The organism is Haloferax chudinovii (assembly GCF_042663345.1).
GTDB lineage: Archaea > Halobacteriota > Halobacteria > Halobacteriales > Haloferacaceae > Haloferax > Haloferax chudinovii.
Window position 1 is genome coordinate 384,476 of the sequence record NZ_JBHTAB010000001.1, and the last position, 18,121, is coordinate 402,596.

At 68.3% G+C, this 18,121-nt stretch carries 19 protein-coding genes and 1 tRNA gene; 14 read left to right on the forward strand and 6 right to left on the reverse strand.

The window, feature by feature from the left end; translation table 11 throughout:
* Positions 1 to 118: 118 nt before the first annotated feature.
* From ACFQI8_RS01910 to ACFQI8_RS01950, 9 genes are all read left to right on the forward strand, one after another.
* Positions 119 to 203 (forward strand) — tRNA-Leu (locus tag ACFQI8_RS01910).
* Between the two features lie 26 nt (positions 204 to 229).
* The gene (locus tag ACFQI8_RS01915; protein WP_390242488.1) at positions 230 to 580 is read left to right on the forward strand and encodes a 50S ribosomal protein L18e; all 351 of its coding nucleotides are present in this window, start codon (positions 230 to 232) and stop codon (positions 578 to 580) included.
* Positions 577 to 1,014: a 50S ribosomal protein L13 gene (locus ACFQI8_RS01920; protein WP_004061328.1), complete on the forward strand. Its 438-nt coding sequence runs from the start codon at positions 577 to 579 to the stop codon at positions 1,012 to 1,014. The genes ACFQI8_RS01915 and ACFQI8_RS01920 overlap by 4 nt, the downstream gene beginning before the upstream one ends.
* Entirely contained in the window at positions 1,008 to 1,406 is a 399-nt protein-coding gene (locus ACFQI8_RS01925) for a 30S ribosomal protein S9 (RefSeq protein WP_390242491.1), read from the forward strand. Before ACFQI8_RS01920 ends, ACFQI8_RS01925 begins: the two co-directional genes overlap by 7 nt.
* Before the next feature lie 12 nt (positions 1,407 to 1,418).
* Entirely contained in the window at positions 1,419 to 1,613 is a 195-nt protein-coding gene (locus tag ACFQI8_RS01930; RefSeq protein WP_004061330.1) for a DNA-directed RNA polymerase subunit N, read from the forward strand.
* Complete coding sequence (locus tag ACFQI8_RS01935) at positions 1,610 to 1,786, forward strand: DNA-directed RNA polymerase subunit K (protein WP_004043021.1); 177 nt, start codon at positions 1,610 to 1,612, stop codon at positions 1,784 to 1,786. The genes ACFQI8_RS01930 and ACFQI8_RS01935 overlap by 4 nt, the downstream gene beginning before the upstream one ends.
* Positions 1,787 to 1,790: 4 nt before the next feature.
* Complete coding sequence (eno, locus tag ACFQI8_RS01940) at positions 1,791 to 2,990, forward strand: phosphopyruvate hydratase (protein WP_390242493.1); 1,200 nt, start codon at positions 1,791 to 1,793, stop codon at positions 2,988 to 2,990.
* A complete protein-coding gene (rpsB, locus tag ACFQI8_RS01945) occupies positions 2,987 to 3,772 on the forward strand; it encodes a 30S ribosomal protein S2 (protein ID WP_390242495.1) in 786 nt (261 codons plus the stop codon). Before eno ends, rpsB begins: the two co-directional genes overlap by 4 nt.
* A 175-nt stretch (positions 3,773 to 3,947) precedes the next feature.
* Positions 3,948 to 5,108 (forward strand): MBL fold metallo-hydrolase, encoded by a 1,161-nt coding sequence (locus ACFQI8_RS01950; protein ID WP_390242498.1) that lies wholly within the window; start codon positions 3,948 to 3,950, stop codon positions 5,106 to 5,108.
* Positions 5,109 to 5,135: 27 nt separating this feature from the next.
* On the opposite strand, the gene ACFQI8_RS01955 is transcribed toward ACFQI8_RS01950, so the two are convergent.
* The gene (locus tag ACFQI8_RS01955) at positions 5,136 to 5,954 is read right to left on the reverse strand and encodes a VOC family protein (RefSeq protein WP_390242501.1); all 819 of its coding nucleotides are present in this window, start codon (positions 5,952 to 5,954) and stop codon (positions 5,136 to 5,138) included.
* Positions 5,955 to 6,064: 110 nt separating this feature from the next.
* On the opposite strand from ACFQI8_RS01955, the gene ACFQI8_RS01960 reads away from it, so the two are divergent.
* A complete protein-coding gene (locus ACFQI8_RS01960) occupies positions 6,065 to 7,027 on the forward strand; it encodes a zinc-dependent metalloprotease (protein WP_390242502.1) in 963 nt (320 codons plus the stop codon).
* A gap of 10 nt (positions 7,028 to 7,037) precedes the next feature.
* Here the strand turns inward: ACFQI8_RS01960 and ACFQI8_RS01965 are convergent, their stop codons facing one another.
* Positions 7,038 to 7,265, reverse strand: coding sequence for a hypothetical protein (locus tag ACFQI8_RS01965; RefSeq protein ID WP_390242504.1), 228 nt, complete (start codon positions 7,263 to 7,265; stop codon positions 7,038 to 7,040).
* 289 nt (positions 7,266 to 7,554) lie between these two features.
* On the opposite strand from ACFQI8_RS01965, the gene ACFQI8_RS01970 reads away from it, so the two are divergent.
* A complete protein-coding gene (locus ACFQI8_RS01970) occupies positions 7,555 to 10,254 on the forward strand; it encodes an AAA domain-containing protein (protein ID WP_390242506.1) in 2,700 nt (899 codons plus the stop codon).
* A 32-nt stretch (positions 10,255 to 10,286) separates the two neighbouring features.
* Here the strand turns inward: ACFQI8_RS01970 and ACFQI8_RS01975 are convergent, their stop codons facing one another.
* A complete protein-coding gene (locus ACFQI8_RS01975; RefSeq protein WP_390242508.1) occupies positions 10,287 to 13,043 on the reverse strand; it encodes an ATP-dependent helicase in 2,757 nt (918 codons plus the stop codon).
* 103 nt (positions 13,044 to 13,146) lie between these two features.
* On the opposite strand from ACFQI8_RS01975, the gene ACFQI8_RS01980 reads away from it, so the two are divergent.
* Positions 13,147 to 13,893 (forward strand): MBL fold metallo-hydrolase, encoded by a 747-nt coding sequence (locus ACFQI8_RS01980; protein WP_390242510.1) that lies wholly within the window; start codon positions 13,147 to 13,149, stop codon positions 13,891 to 13,893.
* An 18-nt stretch (positions 13,894 to 13,911) separates the two neighbouring features.
* Here ACFQI8_RS01980 and ACFQI8_RS01985 read toward each other — a convergent pair whose 3' ends face one another.
* From ACFQI8_RS01985 to ACFQI8_RS01995, 3 genes are all read right to left on the reverse strand, one after another.
* The gene (locus ACFQI8_RS01985) at positions 13,912 to 14,658 is read right to left on the reverse strand and encodes an isopentenyl phosphate kinase (RefSeq protein WP_390242512.1); all 747 of its coding nucleotides are present in this window, start codon (positions 14,656 to 14,658) and stop codon (positions 13,912 to 13,914) included.
* The gene (gene mvk / locus ACFQI8_RS01990; RefSeq protein WP_390242514.1) at positions 14,655 to 15,758 is read right to left on the reverse strand and encodes a mevalonate kinase; all 1,104 of its coding nucleotides are present in this window, start codon (positions 15,756 to 15,758) and stop codon (positions 14,655 to 14,657) included. The genes ACFQI8_RS01985 and mvk overlap by 4 nt, the downstream gene beginning before the upstream one ends.
* Positions 15,759 to 15,917: 159 nt before the next feature.
* The gene (locus tag ACFQI8_RS01995) at positions 15,918 to 16,271 is read right to left on the reverse strand and encodes a hypothetical protein (protein ID WP_390242515.1); all 354 of its coding nucleotides are present in this window, start codon (positions 16,269 to 16,271) and stop codon (positions 15,918 to 15,920) included.
* A gap of 150 nt (positions 16,272 to 16,421) precedes the next feature.
* Here ACFQI8_RS01995 and ACFQI8_RS02000 point away from each other — a divergent pair, with 150 nt between their 5' ends.
* Positions 16,422 to 17,486 carry a zinc-binding metallopeptidase family protein gene (locus ACFQI8_RS02000; RefSeq protein ID WP_390242516.1) on the forward strand — a complete coding sequence of 355 codons (1,065 nt, stop codon included), beginning with the start codon at positions 16,422 to 16,424 and terminating at the stop codon, positions 17,484 to 17,486.
* Between the two features lie 96 nt (positions 17,487 to 17,582).
* Positions 17,583 to 18,062: a 50S ribosomal protein L11 gene (locus ACFQI8_RS02005; protein ID WP_390242517.1), complete on the forward strand. Its 480-nt coding sequence runs from the start codon at positions 17,583 to 17,585 to the stop codon at positions 18,060 to 18,062.
* The last annotated feature ends 59 nt before the right edge of the window (positions 18,063 to 18,121 follow it).

An 18,121-nucleotide genomic window follows, 5' to 3' on the forward strand; every position in this document is an offset into this window, starting at 1 on the left:
CGACGTTCGCCCGCCCCACGAGGGGTCACAGCCACCGATAGCGTGGCGTGTGGCTCTCTCACGGCGTCGGGTCGGACCGAAGGTGTTTTTACGGGGCATGAAGTACAGCGGAATGCTTGCAGGGATAGCCAAGTCTGGCCAACGGCGCAGCGTTCAGGGCGCTGTCTCATAGGAGTCCGCAGGTTCAAATCCTGCTCCCTGCACTCCGCTTTCTCTCTGGAGGTAGACAATGAGTAAGACGAACCCGAGACTCAACAGTCTCATCGCCGAGCTGAAGGCGGTCTCGCGTGAGTCCGGTGCCAACGTCTGGCAGGATGTCGCGGACCGTCTCGAAAAGCCACGGCGCACCCACGCGGAAGTCAACCTTGGTCGTATCGAACGATACGCTCAGGAAGACGAGACCGTCGTCGTGCCCGGCAAGGTGCTGGGTAGCGGTGTGCTGCAGAAGAACGTCACAGTCGCGGCCGTGGACTTCTCGTCCACCGCTCGAACGAAGATCGAGCAGGTCGGCGACACCGTGACGCTAGAACAACTCGCTGAACAGAACCCCGACGGGTCCAACGTACGGGTGATCCGATGAGCCTCGCAGAATTCGACGCAGACGTCGTCGTCGACGCTCGAAACTGCATCGTCGGTCGCGTCGCCTCGGAGGTCGCACAGCGCGCCCTCGCGGGCGAGACGGTCGCCGTCGTCAACGCGGAAGACGCCGTCATCACGGGCTCGGAAGAGGACGTGATGGCCAAGTACAGAAAGCGCGTCGAAGTCGGTTCGGACCAGGGTCCGTACTACCCGAAGCGTCCCGACCGCATCTTCAAGCGTGCCATCCGCGGCATGCTTCCGTACAAGAAGCCCCGCGGCCGCGAGGCGCTCTCGAACGTCCGCGTCTACGTCGGCAATCCGTACGACGAAGACGGCGAGATGCTCGAAGACACCTCGCTGGACCGCCTTTCGAACATCAAGTTCATCTCGCTCGGAGAGGTCTCCGAGAAGCTGGGTGCTAACGTCACATGGTAACGAACACGTCCGGGAAGAAGAAGACCGCAATCGCCCGCGCCACCGTGCGCGAGGGCGAGGGTCGAGTCCGAATCAACTCCCAGCCGGTCGAGCTGGTCGAGCCGGAGATGGCCCGCCTCAAGATGCTGGAACCGTTCCGCATCGCAGGCGAGGACCTCCGCTCGCAGGTCGACATCGACGTGCGCGTCAACGGCGGCGGCGTGGCCGGTCAGGCCGACGCAGTCCGCACCGCGCTCGCTCGTGGGCTGGTGCAGCACCTGAACGCCGCAGAGCTTCGCGACGCGTACATGGAGTTCGACCGCTCGCTTCTGGTCAACGACGTTCGCCAGTCCGAACCCAAGAAGTGGGGCGGACCGGGCGCGCGCGCTCGCTACCAGAAGTCCTACCGCTGAGGTGATCTAACCATGATGATTCCCGTCCGGTGTTTCACCTGCGGCACAGTGATCGGCGAACACTGGGACGAATTCAAGGCCCGTGCTCGCGAGGGAGACGAGGACCCCGCTGACGTCCTCGACGACCTCGGGGTCACCCGTGCCTGCTGCCGGCGGATGATGGTGTCGCACAAGGACCTCGTGGACGTCGTGTCTCCCTATCAATGATGCAACGGTACAACCGATACGAGAAGGCACGAATCCTCGGCGCGCGAGCGTTGCAGGTCTCCTACGGCGCACCTGTTCTCGTCGATTCGGAACAGACAGAACCGATATTAATCGCCGCTGAGGAGTACGACGCAGGTGTACTTCCGTTCACCGTCAAACGAGAGGGTAAGTGACAACATGACACGAATCACATCCGTAGCTCTGCGCCGCGTGCTCGACTCCCGTGGGAACCCGACGGTCGAAGCCGACGTGCTCACCGAATCCGGTGGGTTCGGTCGCGCCGCGGCCCCCAGCGGGGCGTCCACCGGCGAGTACGAGGCAATCGAACTGCCGCCGACCGAAGCAATCGCCGCCGCGCGGCGACACGCGGTTCCCCGACTCGTGGACGAGGTCCACGCGGGCAACCAGCGCGAGGTCGACGCGACGCTCCGCGCCGCCGACGGCTCCGAGAACTTCTCGGAAATCGGCGCGAACAGCGCGGTCGCCATCTCGATGGCGGCCGCCAAGGCCGGTGCCGACGTGCTCGGTGCGCCCCTGTACCAGCATCTCGGCGGCGCGTTCCGCGGCGACAACTTCCCGACGCCGCTCGGGAACGTCATCGGTGGCGGTGAACACGCCAAGGAGGCGACGAACATCCAGGAGTTCCTCGCCGCGCCCGTCGGCGCGCCGAGCGTCTCCGAAGCCGTCTTCGCCAACGCGAAGGTCCACGCCCGCGCGTCCGAGATTCTCGACGAGCGCGGCGTGCCCGCCGCGAAGGGCGACGAGGGCGCGTGGGCACCGCCGGTCTCCGACGCCGAGGCGTTCGAAATCATGGGCGAAGCGGTCTCCGACGTCGAGGACGAACTCGGCTTCGAGATTCGCTTCGGCCTCGACATCGCGGCCTCGGAGATGTTCGAAGACGGCGTCTACCACTACGGTGACGAGACGAAGACGACCGACGAGCAGATCGACTACGTCGCCGAGATGGTCGACGAGTACGACCTCGTCTACGTCGAAGACCCCCTCGACGAGAACGACTACGAGGGCTTCGCGGAACTCACAGAGCGCGTGGGCGACCGCACGCTCATCTGCGGTGACGACCTGTTCGTCACCAACGTCGACCGTCTGCAGGACGGCATCGACGTGGGCGCCGCGAACTCCATCCTCATCAAGCCGAACCAGATCGGGACGCTGACCGACGCGTTCGACGCCGTCGAACTGGCCTCCCGAAACGGGATGGACGCCGTCATCTCTCACCGCTCCGGTGAGACCGAAGACGCGACCATCGCACACCTCGCCGTCGCAACCGACGCGCCGTTCATCAAGACTGGCACGGTGCAGGGCGAGCGAACCGCCAAATTGAACGAACTCATCCGCATCGCGGACGACGCAGTATGAGCGACAACGAAAACGACGCGGTGGAGGTCGCCGACGAGGAACCCGAGACGGAGACCGAAGCGGTCGCCGAGACGGAACCCGCCGAGGCCGCCACCGAAGACGAGACAGCAGAGACCGCCGAGGCGGCCGACGACGCCGCCGAGGTCGAAGAAGAAGCAGAGCCGGAACCGGCGTTCGACGAGGACGTCATGCCCGACGAAGACGCCGACCTGCTCATCCCGGTCGAGGACTACCTGGCCGCCGGTGTCCACATCGGTACCCAGCAGAAGACCAAGGACATGGTCCGGTTCATCCACCGTGTCCGCGACGACGGGCTCTACGTGCTCGACGTCAGCCAGACGGACTCGCGAATCCGCACCGCCGCGGACTTCCTCGCGAACTACAATCCGGAGCAGATTCTGGTCACGTCCTCCCGCCAGTACGGTCGCTTCCCGGCCGAGAAGTTCGCCGACGCCGTCGGCGCTCGCGCCCGCACGGGCCGCTTCATCCCGGGCACCCTGACGAACCCGGACTACGCCGGCTACATCGAACCCGACGTGGTCGTCGTCACCGACCCGATTGGTGACGCGCAGGCCGTCAAGGAGGCCATCACGGTCGGCATCCCGGTCATCGCGATGTGCGACTCCAACAACCAGACGTCGAACGTCGACCTCGTCGTCCCGACGAACAACAAGGGTCGACGCGCGCTGTCGGTCGTCTACTGGCTGCTGGCCAACGAGACGCTCGACCGCCGCGGCTCCGACACCGTCTACGCCCTCGAAGACTTCGAGGACGAACTGTAGTTCGGGACGACGTTTCGATTCGACTTTTCTGACACCCATCCGGCGAGCGGCGGCGCTTTCGGCGACTCGACACAGTTGGGACGACGCCGACCGCGATGGCGTGTCGACGCCACACGGGACCACGGACTCGCGTCCGCCGCAAACGGTTTTGTGCGTCGTTCCCATAGCTAACCACATGAGTAAACTCCTCCACCAGCTCACCGTGGGTGAGCTCGCAGACCGGCTCGACGCGGGAGATTCGTTCACCGTGGTCGACACGCGGCCGCCGGAGAGCTTCGAGTCGTGGCACATCGACGGAGCCGTCAACGTCCCCTACCACCCCGTCGACGGACTCGGCGGCGATTGGGACTGGGACCGCGTCGGCGACCTCGCCGCGGAGGGACGGGTCGTCGCTATCTGCGGGAAGGGGCTGTCCTCTACGTCGTTCGGCTTCGAACTCGCGACGCGGGGCTACGACGACGTGGAGGTCGTCAAGGGCGGCATGGAAGACTGGAGCAAGCTGTACGAGGTGGTCGAACTCGGCACCGGCGACGACGACCTATTCGTCGCGCAGGTCCAGCGCCGCGCGAAGGGATGTCTGGGCTACGTCGTCGGCTCGCGGTCGGCCGGCGACGCGGTCGTCGTGGACGCGACCCGGCAGACCCACGAGTTCGAACTCGTCGCCGCCGACGCGGGGATGACGGTCGTGGGCGTGCTCGACACGCACGTCCACGCCGACCACGTCTCCGGGGGGCGCGCGCTCGCCGACCGACTCGGCGTGCCGTACTACCTCGGGTCGGAGGCGACGGGCCGCGACGTCGAGTACGAGTTCACCGCGCTCGACGACGGACAGACGTTGACCGTCGGCGACTACGATATCGAGGCGATTCACGCGCCGGGGCACACCTCGGACATGACGAACTACCTCGTCGACGGTCGGTTCCTCCTCACCGGCGACACGCTGTTCGTCGAGTCGGTCGGCCGCACGGAGCTCCAGTTCGGTGACGACGACGCGGCGACGGGCGCGAAACTCCTCTACGCGACGCTCCACGACACGCTGTTGTCGCTTCCCGACGAGACGCGCGTCCTCCCCGGCCACGTCTCCGTGGACGCGGACGGGCGCTACGGCGTCGCCGCGCCGGGCGAACTCGTGAGCGCGACGCTCGGCGACCTGCGTGCGGACCTCGACCTCCTGTCGATGGACGAGTCGGCGTTCGTCGCCCGCGTCGCAGACGACACGCCCGAGAAGCCGGTGAACTACGAGCGCGTCATCGACATCAACACCGGACGCGCCTCCGTCGGCGACGAGGAGGAGGCGACCGAACTCGAACTCGGACCGAACAACTGCGCCGCCTGAGCCCGTCGTCCGGCTTCAATCGGCGATTCAGGGGAGCTCGACCACGCCCAACCGCCCGTCGAACAGGTCGTGGTCGAACCACGCCATGCGGCGGTCGCTGTAGCGAATCTCGGGGCCGAGCGACAGCGAGTTCCGCGCCCGGTCGAGGTCGGTGACGCCGACGAGGAACGCGCACGGACCCTCGCCGACGTCGTCGATGCGCTCCCTGAGCGCGCCGTCGCCGGGCTCGCACAGGGCGAGCGGCGTGCCGGGAAGGACGGCGAACCCGGAGAACGGGCCGTTGATATCGACCGGCGAGGGGGAGCGGTGCCGCCGGGCGAACAGCGCCGCGGTCGCCTCGCGGTCGGCGGTCGCGACGACGACGGTTCGAAGTCCGCGGACGGCGGCGTTTCGCACGGCACTCGGAACGCGGTAGCTCCGCGGGGTGCGGTCGCGGATGAAAAAGGGAAGTCGCTGGTCTGTGCTCTCGAAGCACATATCCCACTCGACGAGGCGGCCGTCCGGGCGGGCACGGGAGGCCTCGTGGGGGCCGTCGACGGGGAGACCGGCGTCGATGGCGGTCTTGGCGGTGGCGGCGGCGTCGTCGGTCTCCAGACACCACGCCGCGGGGCCGGCGTCGGCCGCGAGGTGGTCGGGCCAGAAGCCGGCGTCCGCGGCGTCGGTCCCGAGCGTCGGCGCGATGAGTTCGAGGTACGAGCCGTCGGGGAACGGAACGACGGCCATGTGGGTCGTTCCGGTCCCGTGTTCGCCGCCGTAGGTCGGCGTGAGACCGACCTCGTTCGCGGCCGCCCGGAGTTCGTACAGCTCGGTACCACCGAACGCGACGTGGTCGATGGTTCGGTCCATACGCCCCCCACGTCCGACTCGATATAGTGTCTAGGGTGGTCGTGTCTGCGAATCGGCGGGTTCGAACACCCCGACCGAAGCGTTTTGCGTCCGGCCCGCCACGGTACGGTATGAACCTCTTTCGGAGCGTCAGAGCGGTCGCGGACGCTTCGGCGACCGGCTCCGGTACCATCGACTGGGACGCCGTCACCGAGGCCGCGAAGTCGGCGACCGACCCCGGGTCGCTCGACCTCACGGACGCCGAGCGCGCGGGCTATGCGGCCGACGTTCGCGACGCGCGCGACCGACTGTCGGCCGTCGCCGAGGTCGAGTTCGACGTGCCCGAGGTCGTCGAAGTCCAGAACCGACACCACTGGATAGACGCGAACGTGGCGACGTTCCGCCGGGTGATGGTCCCGTTCGAAGAACACGGTCCCGCGGTCCTCCCCGGGCTCACGCGCGCGGTCAACACGGGGTCGTTCGCCTTCGTCCTCTCGTTTCTCGGCAACAACGTCCTCGGGCAGTACGACCCGCTCCTCCTCGCCGAGGGCGACGACGACCACGGGTTGTACTTCGTTCACCCGAACATCCGCCGCGTCGCCGCCAGCCTCGACGTGGACTACCCGCGGTTCCGCCGCTGGATCGCCTTCCACGAGGTGGCGCACGCCGCGGAGTTCGGCGCGGCCCCGTGGCTCTCGACGCACCTCGAATCGCGGATGCAACGCGGGGTCGACGCCCTCGTCGACGGCGACATCGACCGCGACGCCTTCCGCGAACTCGACACGGCGATGACGGCCGTCGAGGGCTACGCGGAACTGCTGATGGACCGGGCGTTCGACGACGACTACGAGGACCTCCGCCGGAAACTCGACGAGCGTCGGCAGGGCGGCGGCCCGGTCGCGAAACTCGCACGGCGACTCCTCGGCCTCGGACTCAAGCGCCGGCAGTACGAACGCGGCGCTCGCTTCTTCGAGCGCGTCGCCGACGAGCGCGGCGTCGCCGCCGCGTCGCGGGTGTGGGACCATCCGGAGAACTTACCGACCGACGCGGAACTGGACGCGCCCGAGCAATGGCTCGCGCGGGTGTCGCCCTGAGCGACCGCCTCTACCGGCGGTTCACGGCGGTGAACTCGCGGGCCCACCGCCCCAAGTACCACGTGAGGAGTCCGCCGATGACCAGTCCAGCGAGGAGCGCGAGCGCGCCCTGAAGGAGCGTCCCCCCCGCCTGCACGGCGACGAGCGCGGCCGACACGCCGACCAGCAGGGTAAAGCCGATTTTGAGCCGGTTGTTGGCGAGTCGCGTCTCCTCGTCGCTCATGCTCGAACCGACCATCGTCCCTCCGAAGTCCCGCCGTGGGGCGGTCGTCGCGGCCGCCCGCGGAGCCTATCGTCCATGGATAGCTAATGGAGGTGCGAGGGTTTGAAACCGGTGACTCCTACTGGAAGCCGCGGTTGCGGCCGTCGTCGACGACCTCCGAGCGGATGTCCTGCCAGTGTCTGACGGTGAGCGTACCACACGGTAGAGAAAGCGTGTGACGGTCGGGGGATTCGCACACGCGACCTGCTGAACCGCCCGCGCCCCACCGACGGCTATTTGCCCGCGCCTCACCCACGGTTTCGACGTGAACCTTCGCGGTCCGCTCGTCGAGGTCGGCGAGCCGCGCGACGTCGAGACGAACCACGGCGAGCGCTCGCTGGCGGAGGTGACGCTCCGCCCCGAGCGCGGGACCGGAGAGCCGGTAACCGTCACTCTCTGGGGGAAGTGGACTCACGCCGCCGAGCACGCCGAACCGGGCATGGACCTCCTCGTCACCGACGCCGAGGAGTCCGAGTACCGCGGCGAGACGACCTACACGACCGGCTCGGAGTCGTTCGTCGTCGTCGAGCCCGACTTCCTCGTGGACGTGACCGACATCCGCTCGTGGGTGCAGTGCTCGCGGATGTACTACCTGAACAAGCTCTCTGGCATCCCGCTGAACTACCCGGTGGTAAAGGGGACCATCGTCCACGACGTGTTCGGCGACCTCCTCCGCGGCCGCGACCTCGACTCGTCCATCGACGAGCGCATCGACGAGCGCGGCCTCGAACTCGGCCTGCTCGGCCGCGAGGTCGACGAGGTCGCCGACGAGGTGCGCCGCAACGCCGCCGCCATCGAGGGCTGGCTCTCGCAGGGCGTCCTCACCGACGAAGACGAGTGGCGCTCGGAGTACACCCTCATCTCGCCGACGTTCGGTATCAAGGGCCGCGCCGACGCCCTCCGCCGAGGGTCGCCCGTCGAACTCAAGACCGGCAAGAACCTCAACCGCGACCCGCGGTTTCAGGACAAGATTCAGGCCGCCTCCTACGCGCTCATCCTCGAAGAGCGGGGCGTCCCGGTCGACACGGGGACGCTCCTCTACACGAAGAACACGACGCTCGACCGCGCCGAGGAGTCCGGCGACCTCTCGCCGGCGAAGGACTTCTCCATCGGCCGCGGTCTCCTGGAGTTCGTCGTCCGCACCCGCAACGAAATCGCGGCGATGGAACGCGACGCGTCGGTGCCGACCGGCTACGAGGTGAACTCGAAGTGCGAGTACTGCTTCGAGAAAGACGCCTGCATGGTCGTCTCCGGCAGACTCGATCAGGAGTCGAAAGCCGGCGCAGTCGGGAAACCCGTTCCCGAGGACGAACGCGACTACTTCGACCGCTTCTACCGCGCCGTCGAAGAAGAGCGCCGGGCGGTCCACAAGGAGTACCGCAAACTCTGGGACCAGAGCGCCGAGGAGCGCGCCGACGACGACCGGGCGCTCATCGGCCTCGAACCCATCGGCCAGACGGAGCGCCCCGACGGCACGTGGGAACTCCGGGCGAAGCAGACCGACGACGCGGTGTCGAAGCTCCGCGCCGGCGACGTGGCGCTCGCCAGCGACGGCCACCCCGTCGAGGGCCACGCCGAACTCGCACGCATCGTCGAACTCGGCGACGAAATCGTCGTCACGACCGACGAACCCGTGCCGCTCCGCCGCCTCGACGTCTACCCCTCCGAACTCACCGTCGACCGCCTGCTCACCGCCCTTCACGACGCGGTGCTCAAGGGCTCGACCGACCGAAAGGACGCGCTGTTCGGCCGCCGCGACCCCGAGTTTTCCGACCGCTCTGTGGGTCGCACGTTCATCGATAACAACGACGCGCAGGACGACGCGGTGCGCCTCGCGGTCGACGCCGACGACCTCGCGCTCATCCACGGGCCGCCGGGGACGGGCAAGACCTACACCATCGCCCGGACCATCCGCGCGCTCGTCGAGGACGGCAACCGCGTCCTGCTTTCGGCCTTTACGAACCGCGCGGTCGACAACGCGCTCGAAGCCCTGCGCGACCAGGGGTTCGAGGACAGCGCGGAGCAAAGCTCCGCCGGCGGTCGGCGATTCGCCGACAACGTCGTCCGCGTCGGCACCGAATCGGGCGTCCGAGAGGACATGCAGGACGTGCGCCTCTCGCGGAGCGGCGACCCGAACGCGCTCGCCGCCGCCCTCCGCGACGCGCCGGTCGTCGCCGCGACCACCGCCTCCTGCGGGTCGCGCGTGATGCGCGAGCAGTCGTTCGACGCGGCGCTCGTCGACGAGGCGTCGCAGATAACCGAACCGGGGACGCTCGCCGCCGTCAACCTCGCCGACCGGTTCGTCCTCGTCGGCGACCACAAACAGCTTCCGCCGGTCGTCCGCGCCGAAAACGACCTCCAGACATCGCTGTTCCAGCGGCTCATCGAGACCTACCCCGACGCCTCGGTCATGCTCGACCGCCAGTACCGCATGTCCCAGCGGATTCAGGCGTTCGCCTCAAAGGAGTTCTACGACGGCGCGCTCCGGCCGGCCACGGGTGCGGTCGCCGCCCAGCACCTCCGAGACCTCGGCGTCGACACCGCGGACCTCCCCGCCGAACTCGCGGCCCAAGTCGCCTTCGTCGACCCCGACGGCCGGCGCGTCGGCAACACCAACCCCACCGAGGCGGACCGCGTCGCAGAGGTCGTCGCCGCCTACGAGGCCGCCGGCGTCGACGCTGATGACATCGGCGTCATCGCCCCGTTTCGGGCACAGGTCGCCGAGATTTCCCGCCGAACCGACGCCACCGTCGACACGGTCGACCGGTTCCAGGGCTCCTCGAAGGAGGTCATCGTCGTCTCCTTCGTCGCCACCGGCGAGTTGGACGGCCCGCTGTTCGAGGACCACCGCCGCATCAACGTCGCCCTCACGCGGGCGAAGAAGGCGCTGTGTCTCGTCGGCGACGCCGACGCACTCGAATCCGACCCGTTCTACGACCGGATGCTCGCGTGGGCGCGGCGGTAGGCGTCTCCTCGGCTGTCCGACTGGAGGGCGTCTCACTCCACGTCGATGCCGAGGTCCGTTTCGTCGTCGCCGATTTCGGCCTTGACGCGCTCGTGAAACTCTCTGAGCGCCGCGCTCTCGTCTTCGGCGAGGACCACGTCGCTCGCCGTCAGCGTGGCGAGGCCGAACGCCCGCGGCGTCGGCGACGAGACCTGATGGCCGACCACGGCCACGTCGCCCGCCTGAATCGCCGCAATCGCGTCCTCGATGGCGGCGAGGTTCAGTTTGTCTTCGAGAATCTCGCGGTAGGTCTCTTCCATCACGGCGAACTCGTCGAGGTCCTGGGCGAACGACAGCAACATCTCGGAGGAGACCTGCTGTTGGGCGGCGGACTTCTCGTAGCCCTTGTAGCGCTTGAGAATCATGAGCGAGCGCGTCGCGTTGATGCGGAAGTAGCGCTTCAGGAGGTCGGTCCCGTCGAGGGCGGCCCGCAGGTCGTCCTCGACTTCCTCGGGGTTGAGGTCGCGGAGGACGCCCGCGAGGTCGACTTTGCGGTTGAGCGGCATCGACAGCGAAAAGCCGTTGTCGGCGACGGCGACCTGCACGTTCGCGTTCGTCCGGCGGGACGCGTGGTACGCGAGGAGCCGCGAGAGGCCGTCGTTGAACCGCCGGCCGTCGGTGCAGTGGACGTAGAACTGTCGGCGGTAGGCCTCGCGGTCGAGTTCGGTCTCGACGACGAGTCTGTCGGGGGTCGCCACGCTCTCGGGGCCGGCGTACCTGACCTGCTCGTCGAACAGTCGCGTGACGGCGCGGACGCTGTTCTCGTCGAGCGGGAACTCCCGGAGCCACGACCTGACGGCGGGCGCGCCGCCGGCGTCGAGTCGGTCCACGAGGTCGGCCTGAAACGCCGCGAGTTCGCGGCCGAGGTCGTACGAAAGCGGCAGGCGCTCGGAGAACCACGAGGGGACCGTCGGGCGCTGTGCGGTGCGGTCGACGTACACCTTCGACCCGCGGCGGTAGCGGTAGGCGAAGTGGTCGCCGCCGAGGACGAACACGTCGCCTTTCTCCAGCGTGTCGAGGTAGCCCTCGTCGAGCGTGCCGACCCACTGGTCGGCCCCGCGGACCAGCACGTCGCAGGTGAACGAATCGGGAATCGTGCCGATGTTGGTCATGTAGATGACGCGGGCCATCCGGCCGCGTTTGCCGATGAGCGGCTCGCCCACGGGGTACTCCTCGTAGTGGTGTTCGCCGTCCGGCGAGTCGTTGGTGTCCCGCCAGATTTTCGCGTAGACGTTCTTGTCTTCGAGGCCGTCGTAGTCGGCGGTGAGATAGCGAAACAGGCGCTCGAAGTCGTCGTCGGAGAAGTTCCGATACGGGTAGGCCCGCCGGAGCGTCTCGCGGAGCTCCGACTCGGGGCGAATCGCGTTGATTGCCATCCCGTACACCTGCTGGGCGGCCACGTCGAAGGCGTTCTCGGGGATGAACACCCGGTCGACGAAGCCCGACTCGGCCTTCGAGAGCATCACCGCACACTCGACGAGTTCGTCCCTGTCGAGGGCGATGACGCGCCCCTCGACCGTCTGGCCGAGCTGGTGGCCCGCGCGGCCGACCCGCTGGAGGAGCGCGGCGACGGACTTGGGCGAGCCGACCTGTACGACGAGGTCGATGTGGGGCATGTCGATGCCGAGTTCGAGGCTCGTAGAGGTGGTGACGACCCGCAACTCGCCGGCTTTCAGCTTCGACTCTATCTCCTGTCTGCGCTCTTTCGAGAGGCTCCCGTGGTGACAGCCGGAGTTCGATTCGTCGATGTCGTCGAACCCCTCGCGGAGGTTGTGGAGGACGCGCTCTGCGCCCGACCGCGTGTTGGTGAACACGAGCGTGTTCGTGTGCGAGGCGACGAGGTCGTACAGGCGGTCGTAAAACCGGCTCTGGACCTCGCTTCGGGGCGTCCGAATCAGGTCGTCGGTCGGACACTCCAGTCGGACGTCGAAGTCGCGGACGAACCGCGTGTCCACGAGTTCGTAATCGCGGGGTTCGCCGTCCTCGCAACCGACGAGGAACTCCGCGACCGTGTCGAGCGGTTCGACGGTGGCCGAACAGCCGATGCGCGTCGGCGACGACTCGGCGAGGTCCTCCAGTCGCTCCAGCGACACCGACAGGTGCGTGCCGCGTTTGTTCTCCGCGAGGCTGTGAATCTCGTCGACGACGACGTACTCGACGGTTCGGAGCTTCTCTTTGAACTTCGGCGAGTTGAGCAGAATCGCCAGCGTCTCGGGCGTCGTGTTGAGGATGTGCGGCGTCTCCGAGAGCATCTTCTGGCGGTCCGCCGAGGAGGTGTCGCCGTGGCGGATGGCGTGTCTGATGTCCACCGTCTCGCCGCGGCTCTCGGCGATGTCGGCGATGCCGGAAAGCGGCTCGGCGAGGTTCCGATGGATGTCGTTGGCGAGCGACTTCAGCGGCGAGACGTAGAGACAGTACACCGAGTTGTCGAGGCCGTCTGGCGACTCCCGGTCGCGGCGGAACAGCTCGTTGATGATGGCGGTGAAGGAGGCGAGCGTCTTGCCCGACCCCGTCGGCGCACAGATGAGGGCGTTGTCGCCGTCGTGGATGTGCGGGATGGCCCCGCGCTGTGGCGGGGTGAAAAAGCCGTCGTTGCCGGGGACGAACTCGCCGAATCGGTCGACCCACCACTCCTGAACGGCCGGTTCCAACAGGTCGAGGACGTCCTCGTCGGCGACCGACACCGACTCGGGGTCGAACTCGTAGTCGTCGCCTCTCGACGCGAGAAGCGAGCGGCCGCGCCGGGTCATTATCTCCGGGTTAGCCTGCGCGGGTATGAGGGTTGTGCCTGTGTCCGCGGCGGCCGCCCCGGCGAGCACAAGGACTAACGCCGCCGCCGTGGTAGCTCTGGCCATGCGCGTCACGTTCCTCGGCACCGGCAGTGCGATGCCCGTCACCGGCCGCGCCCAGACCGGTCTCCTCCTCGAATCGGACGGTAACGCCCTCCTCGTGGACTGCGGGTCGGGTGTCCTCGCTCGCCTCGCCGAGACGGAAGTCGGCTACGAGGGCGTCTCGTCGGTCCTCCTCACGCATCACCACCTCGACCACGTGTCGGACCTCATGGCGCTCGTGAAAGCCCGGTGGCTCGCCGGCGCTGACAGCCTCGAAATCGTCGGCCCGGAGGGAACAGAAGACCTCGTCGAGGGGCTGTTCGACGTCCACGACTACCTGCGGGGCCGCCTCGACGTGCAGATTCGGGAAGTCGGCCCGACCGAGTTCGGCATCGCCGGCTTCGACGTGATGGGATTCGAGGTCCGCCACTCGATGCCGACGCTCGCCTACCGCTTCAGCAACGAGCGGGGCGAGGCCGACTTCGTTTTCTCCGGGGACACCGAGGCGTTCTCCGCCCTCGGCGACTTCGCCGACGGCGCGAGCGTCCTCGCGCACGACTGCTCGTTCCCGGACGACGTGGACGTGTCGAACCACCCGACGCCGTCGCAGGTGGGCGAGGCGCTCGCCGGCCGGGACATCGAGTCGGTCTATCTGACGCACCTCTACCCGCACGCCGACCGCGTCGCCGACGACCTCCGCGCGAGCGTGAGCGAACAGTTCGAGGGCGAGGTCAGAGTCGCAAAAGACGGGCTGGTCGTCGAACTCTGAGTCCGCGTTCGGGGTCGCTCACTCCCCGCGGATGACGGTCCCCGGCGACTCGCCGGCGACGAACGCCGACAGCCCCCCGGGGCCGAAGACGTGCGCCGGCGCGCCGAGCGCGAGCAGTTTTCTGACCTTCGCGGCCATCCCGCCGGTCACGTCGGTCGACTCCGACCCGCCGAGCGCGTCGGCCGCGTCCGCGAACGCCGTAATCTCGGGGATCACGTCGCCGTCGGCGTCGAGCACACCGGGCACGGTCGAGCAGAGTCCGACGCGGTCCGCGCCGAGCCCGGACGCGAGCGACACCACGAGGTCGTCGCCGCTGACGATGGTCGCGCCCTTTCCTGCGTGCGCGATGACGTCTCCGTGGAGGACCGGGACGAAGCCCTCGTCGAGCATCGTCTCGGTCGCCGCGAGGGGAAGCGACAGCGAGCCGTCGGCCTCGCGCGCGCCGGCCGAAAGCGGGTGGACCGGCAGGGCCGAGACGCCGCGGTCGGCGAGGGCGTCGAGGACGGCGTCGTTGAGGCGCTTCATCGCGTCGTGGATAGCGCGCACGCCGCGGGCGTCGTGACTGCCGACCTCGGAGGAGACGCCGTGTTCGGCGGCGTGGTGGTGGCCGAAGCTCCCGCCGCCGTGGACGACGACGACGCGGCCCGACTCGGCGAGGGTCGCGACCGCGTCCGCCGCGGCCGCCAGCCCCGCCTCGTCGACGGTCTCCGGTTCGTCCTTGTCGGTGACGACGCTCCCGCCGAGTTTGAGGACGACGAGGCTCACGCCGAGTCCGCCCCCTTCTCCACCCCGTCTCCGGGGTCGCGCTCGGCGTCCGGTTCCGCTTCCGCTTCCGGTTCCGCGTCCGGCGGCACCTCGACGCTGACGCCCTCGGTGGCGAGTTCGGCGCGGAAGGCGTCCTCGCAACCGGGGGTGAACCGGAGCGCGGTCTGAGTCTCGGGCGTCGGGTCGAGAGAGACGATACAGCCGCCGCCGCCCGCGCCGGTCAGTTTCGCGCCGTACGCGCCGGCCTCGCGGGCGGCCCACACCATCGAATCGAGCGAGCGCGAGGAGACGCCGAGGGCCTCCAGCAGGCCGTGGTTGAAGTTCATGAAGCCGCCGAGTTCCGAGAGGAGTTCCTCGGGCGGGTCGTCGGCGTCGGGGTCCGCCTCGGCCAGCAGTTCCTCGCCCCGGCGCACGATGTCGCCGACGGTCGAGACGGTGTCGGCGGCGAAGTCGTACTCCTCGCGGAGCGCGCGGACGCCGGAGACGAGCGCGCCGGTGTCGCCCGCGCCGCCGTCGAAGCCGATGACGAACGGAAGTGGCGGCGCGTCGATGGTCCGGCAGTCGTCGCCCTCGACGCGGACGGCCCCGCCCATCGCCGAACAGAAGGTGTCGGCGCGAGACGCCTGTCCGTCCTGGACCTCGTGTTCGGCTTGGTAGGCGCGTTCCGCGATTTCGCGCGGCGCGAGTTCGACGCCGAGCTCGCGGGTCGCGGCGTCGATGCCGGCGACGACGACCGCCGCGGAGGAGCCGAGGCCGGCCCCCAGCGGGATGTCGCTTTCGACGGTGATGTCGAAGCCGGCGTCGGGCGCGCCGGCGGCGTCGCGGGCCTGGTCGACCGCGGCGTCGATGTAGCCCATCGCGGCCTCCACGAGCGGTGCCGGAACGTCCACGTCGGGGCGGTCGCCGGTCGACCCGCGGTACTCGACGGTGAAGCCGTTGAGACTCAGGTCCTCGGCGCGGACGCGGACGTGGTCGTCGTCGCGGGCGGAGACGGTGACGGTCGCCCGGCGCTCGACCGCGCAGGGGACCGCCGGCTCGCCGTAGACGACTGCGTGCTCCCCGAACAGATACACCTTGCCGGGAGCGCTCGAAACGGTCATACCCCGGAGTTGCTACGGGATTCGCTTAAGGGTATCCGACTGCGGTCGAACCCGGTGGCGGGCGTCGAGGAGAGCGGTCGGTAGAAACGGTCGAAGAGAGCGGTCGGTAGAAACGGTCGGTGGAAGCGGTCGCGGAAAACGGTGTTCGGTGCCGTCGGCTCAGGCGTCGATTTCGACTTCGTCGCGCTCCTCGTCGCCGGCGTCGTCGAGGTCGGTCAGCTCGTCGAACTCGTCGCCGTCGCCGCGGATGTAGCGGACTACCGCCGCGATGCCGACGAGCAGAACCAACCCGACGAGAAGCGCCACGCCGGGGCGGCCGCCCGACTCGTCTGATTCGGATTCGTCGAACGCGTCGTCCTCGTCGGCGTCGAACTCGACGTCGTAGTCGTCGTGCGATTCGCCGTCAGATTCGAGGGCCGTCCCACCGCGCTTGGAGAGAAGCGGCGCGCTGTTGGTCGGGCTGAACTCGAAGCCGTCGTGCAGGTGGACCTCGAAGAGAGTGAAGTCGGCCATACCCATCAGTACGCTCACAAGATGGATATGCCTTGTGGCGACGGGTCGATTCGGGTCGTCGCGTCCTCCGACGACCCCGCCCCGCGGCGATTCCCGGTGGAGTGTGCTGGAGTCGCTGTGTTCTTGTTTCGCCGCTCCGGAACGTCCCGTATGGACGACGACCGACGCGCCTTCCTCGAAGACCTGCTCACCACACCCAGCCCGTCCGGCTACGAGGCCGCCGGCCAGCGCGTGTGGGTGGACTACGTCTCGCAGTTCGCCGACGACGTGACGGTCGACGACTACGGCAACGCCGTCGCGGTCCACGAGGGCACCGGCGAGGGGCCCGAAATCGCCTTCACCGGCCACGCGGACCAAATCGGCTACATCGTCCGCGACATCGACGACGACGGGTTCGTCCGCATCGGCCCCATCGGCGGCGCGGACCGCACCGTCTCGAAGGGCCAGCACGTCACGGTCCACGGCGACGACGGCGACGTGGCGGGCGTCATCGGCCAGACCGCCATCCACCTCCGCGACGTGGGGAGCGAGGAGTACGACGACCTCGAAGAGCAGTTCGTCGACATCGGCGCGACGAGCAAGGGCGACGCGAGAGACCGCGTCGAAGTGGGCGACCCCGTGACGGTCGAAGCGCGGGTCCGCGACCTCGCGGGCGACCGCGTCGCGGCCAACGGGATGGACAACCGCGTCGGCACGTGGTCGGCCGCGGAGGGGCTCCGCGCCGCCGTCGAGGCCGACGTGGACGCGACGGTGTACGCCGTCAGCACCGTCCAAGAAGAAGTCGGCGTGCAGGGCGCGAAGATGGTCGGCTACGACCTCGACCCAGACGCGATGGTCGCCGTCGACGTGACCCACGCGACGGACAACCCCGACGTGCCCGGTAAGCGCAAAGGGCCGGTCGAACTCGGCGAGGGTCCGGTCGTCTCCCGCGGGAGCGCGAACCACCCGAACGTCGTCGCACTCGCCCGCGACGCGGCCGCGGACGCCGACATCGGCGTGCAGTTGCAGGCCGCCGGCGTCCGCACGGGCACCGACGCGGACGCCTTCTACACGAGTCGCTCCGGCATTCCCTCGCTCAACATCGGCATCCCGAACCGCTACATGCACACGCCCGTGGAGGTCGTCTCTACGAACGACCTCGACGACGTGGCCGAACTCCTCGGGTCGATGGCCGCGCTCGCGGGTGACGTGGACTCGTTCGGCGTCGAACTGTAAGCGGGCGGACGGCGGCTCCGCGCGCTGTGCGTAGTTGTCGCATACGACTCCGGGCGAAAGAAAACCGTTAAAAGTCGCCACACGGTGTTTCCACGTATGGCTGGAACTATCGAAGTACTCGTTCCCGGCGGGAAGGCGAACCCCGGTCCGCCGCTCGGCCCGGAACTCGGCCCGACCCCTGTCGACGTGCAGGACGTCGTCAACGACATCAACGACCAGACGGCGGCCTTCGACGGCATGGAAGTCCCCGTCACCGTCGAGTACGACGACGACGGCTCGTTCAGCATCGAGGTGGGCGTCCCGCCGACGGCCGCCCTCATCAAGGACGAAGTCGGATTCGACACCGGAAGCGGCGAACCCCAGGAGAACTTCGTCGCCGACATGTCCATCGAACAGCTGAAGAAGGTCGCAGAGCAGAAGTCCTCTGACCTGCTCTCGTACGACCTCAAGAACGCCTCGAAGGAAGTCGCCGGGACGTGTGCGTCCCTCGGCGTCACCATCGAGGGCGAAGACGCCCGCACGTTCAAACAGCGCATCGACGGCGGCGACTTCGACGACGACTTCGACGACGAGTAATCGTCTCGGAACCGTCTCGGCGGTTCGAACCGCCCTTTCCGTCGGGCCGAGCCGACTCG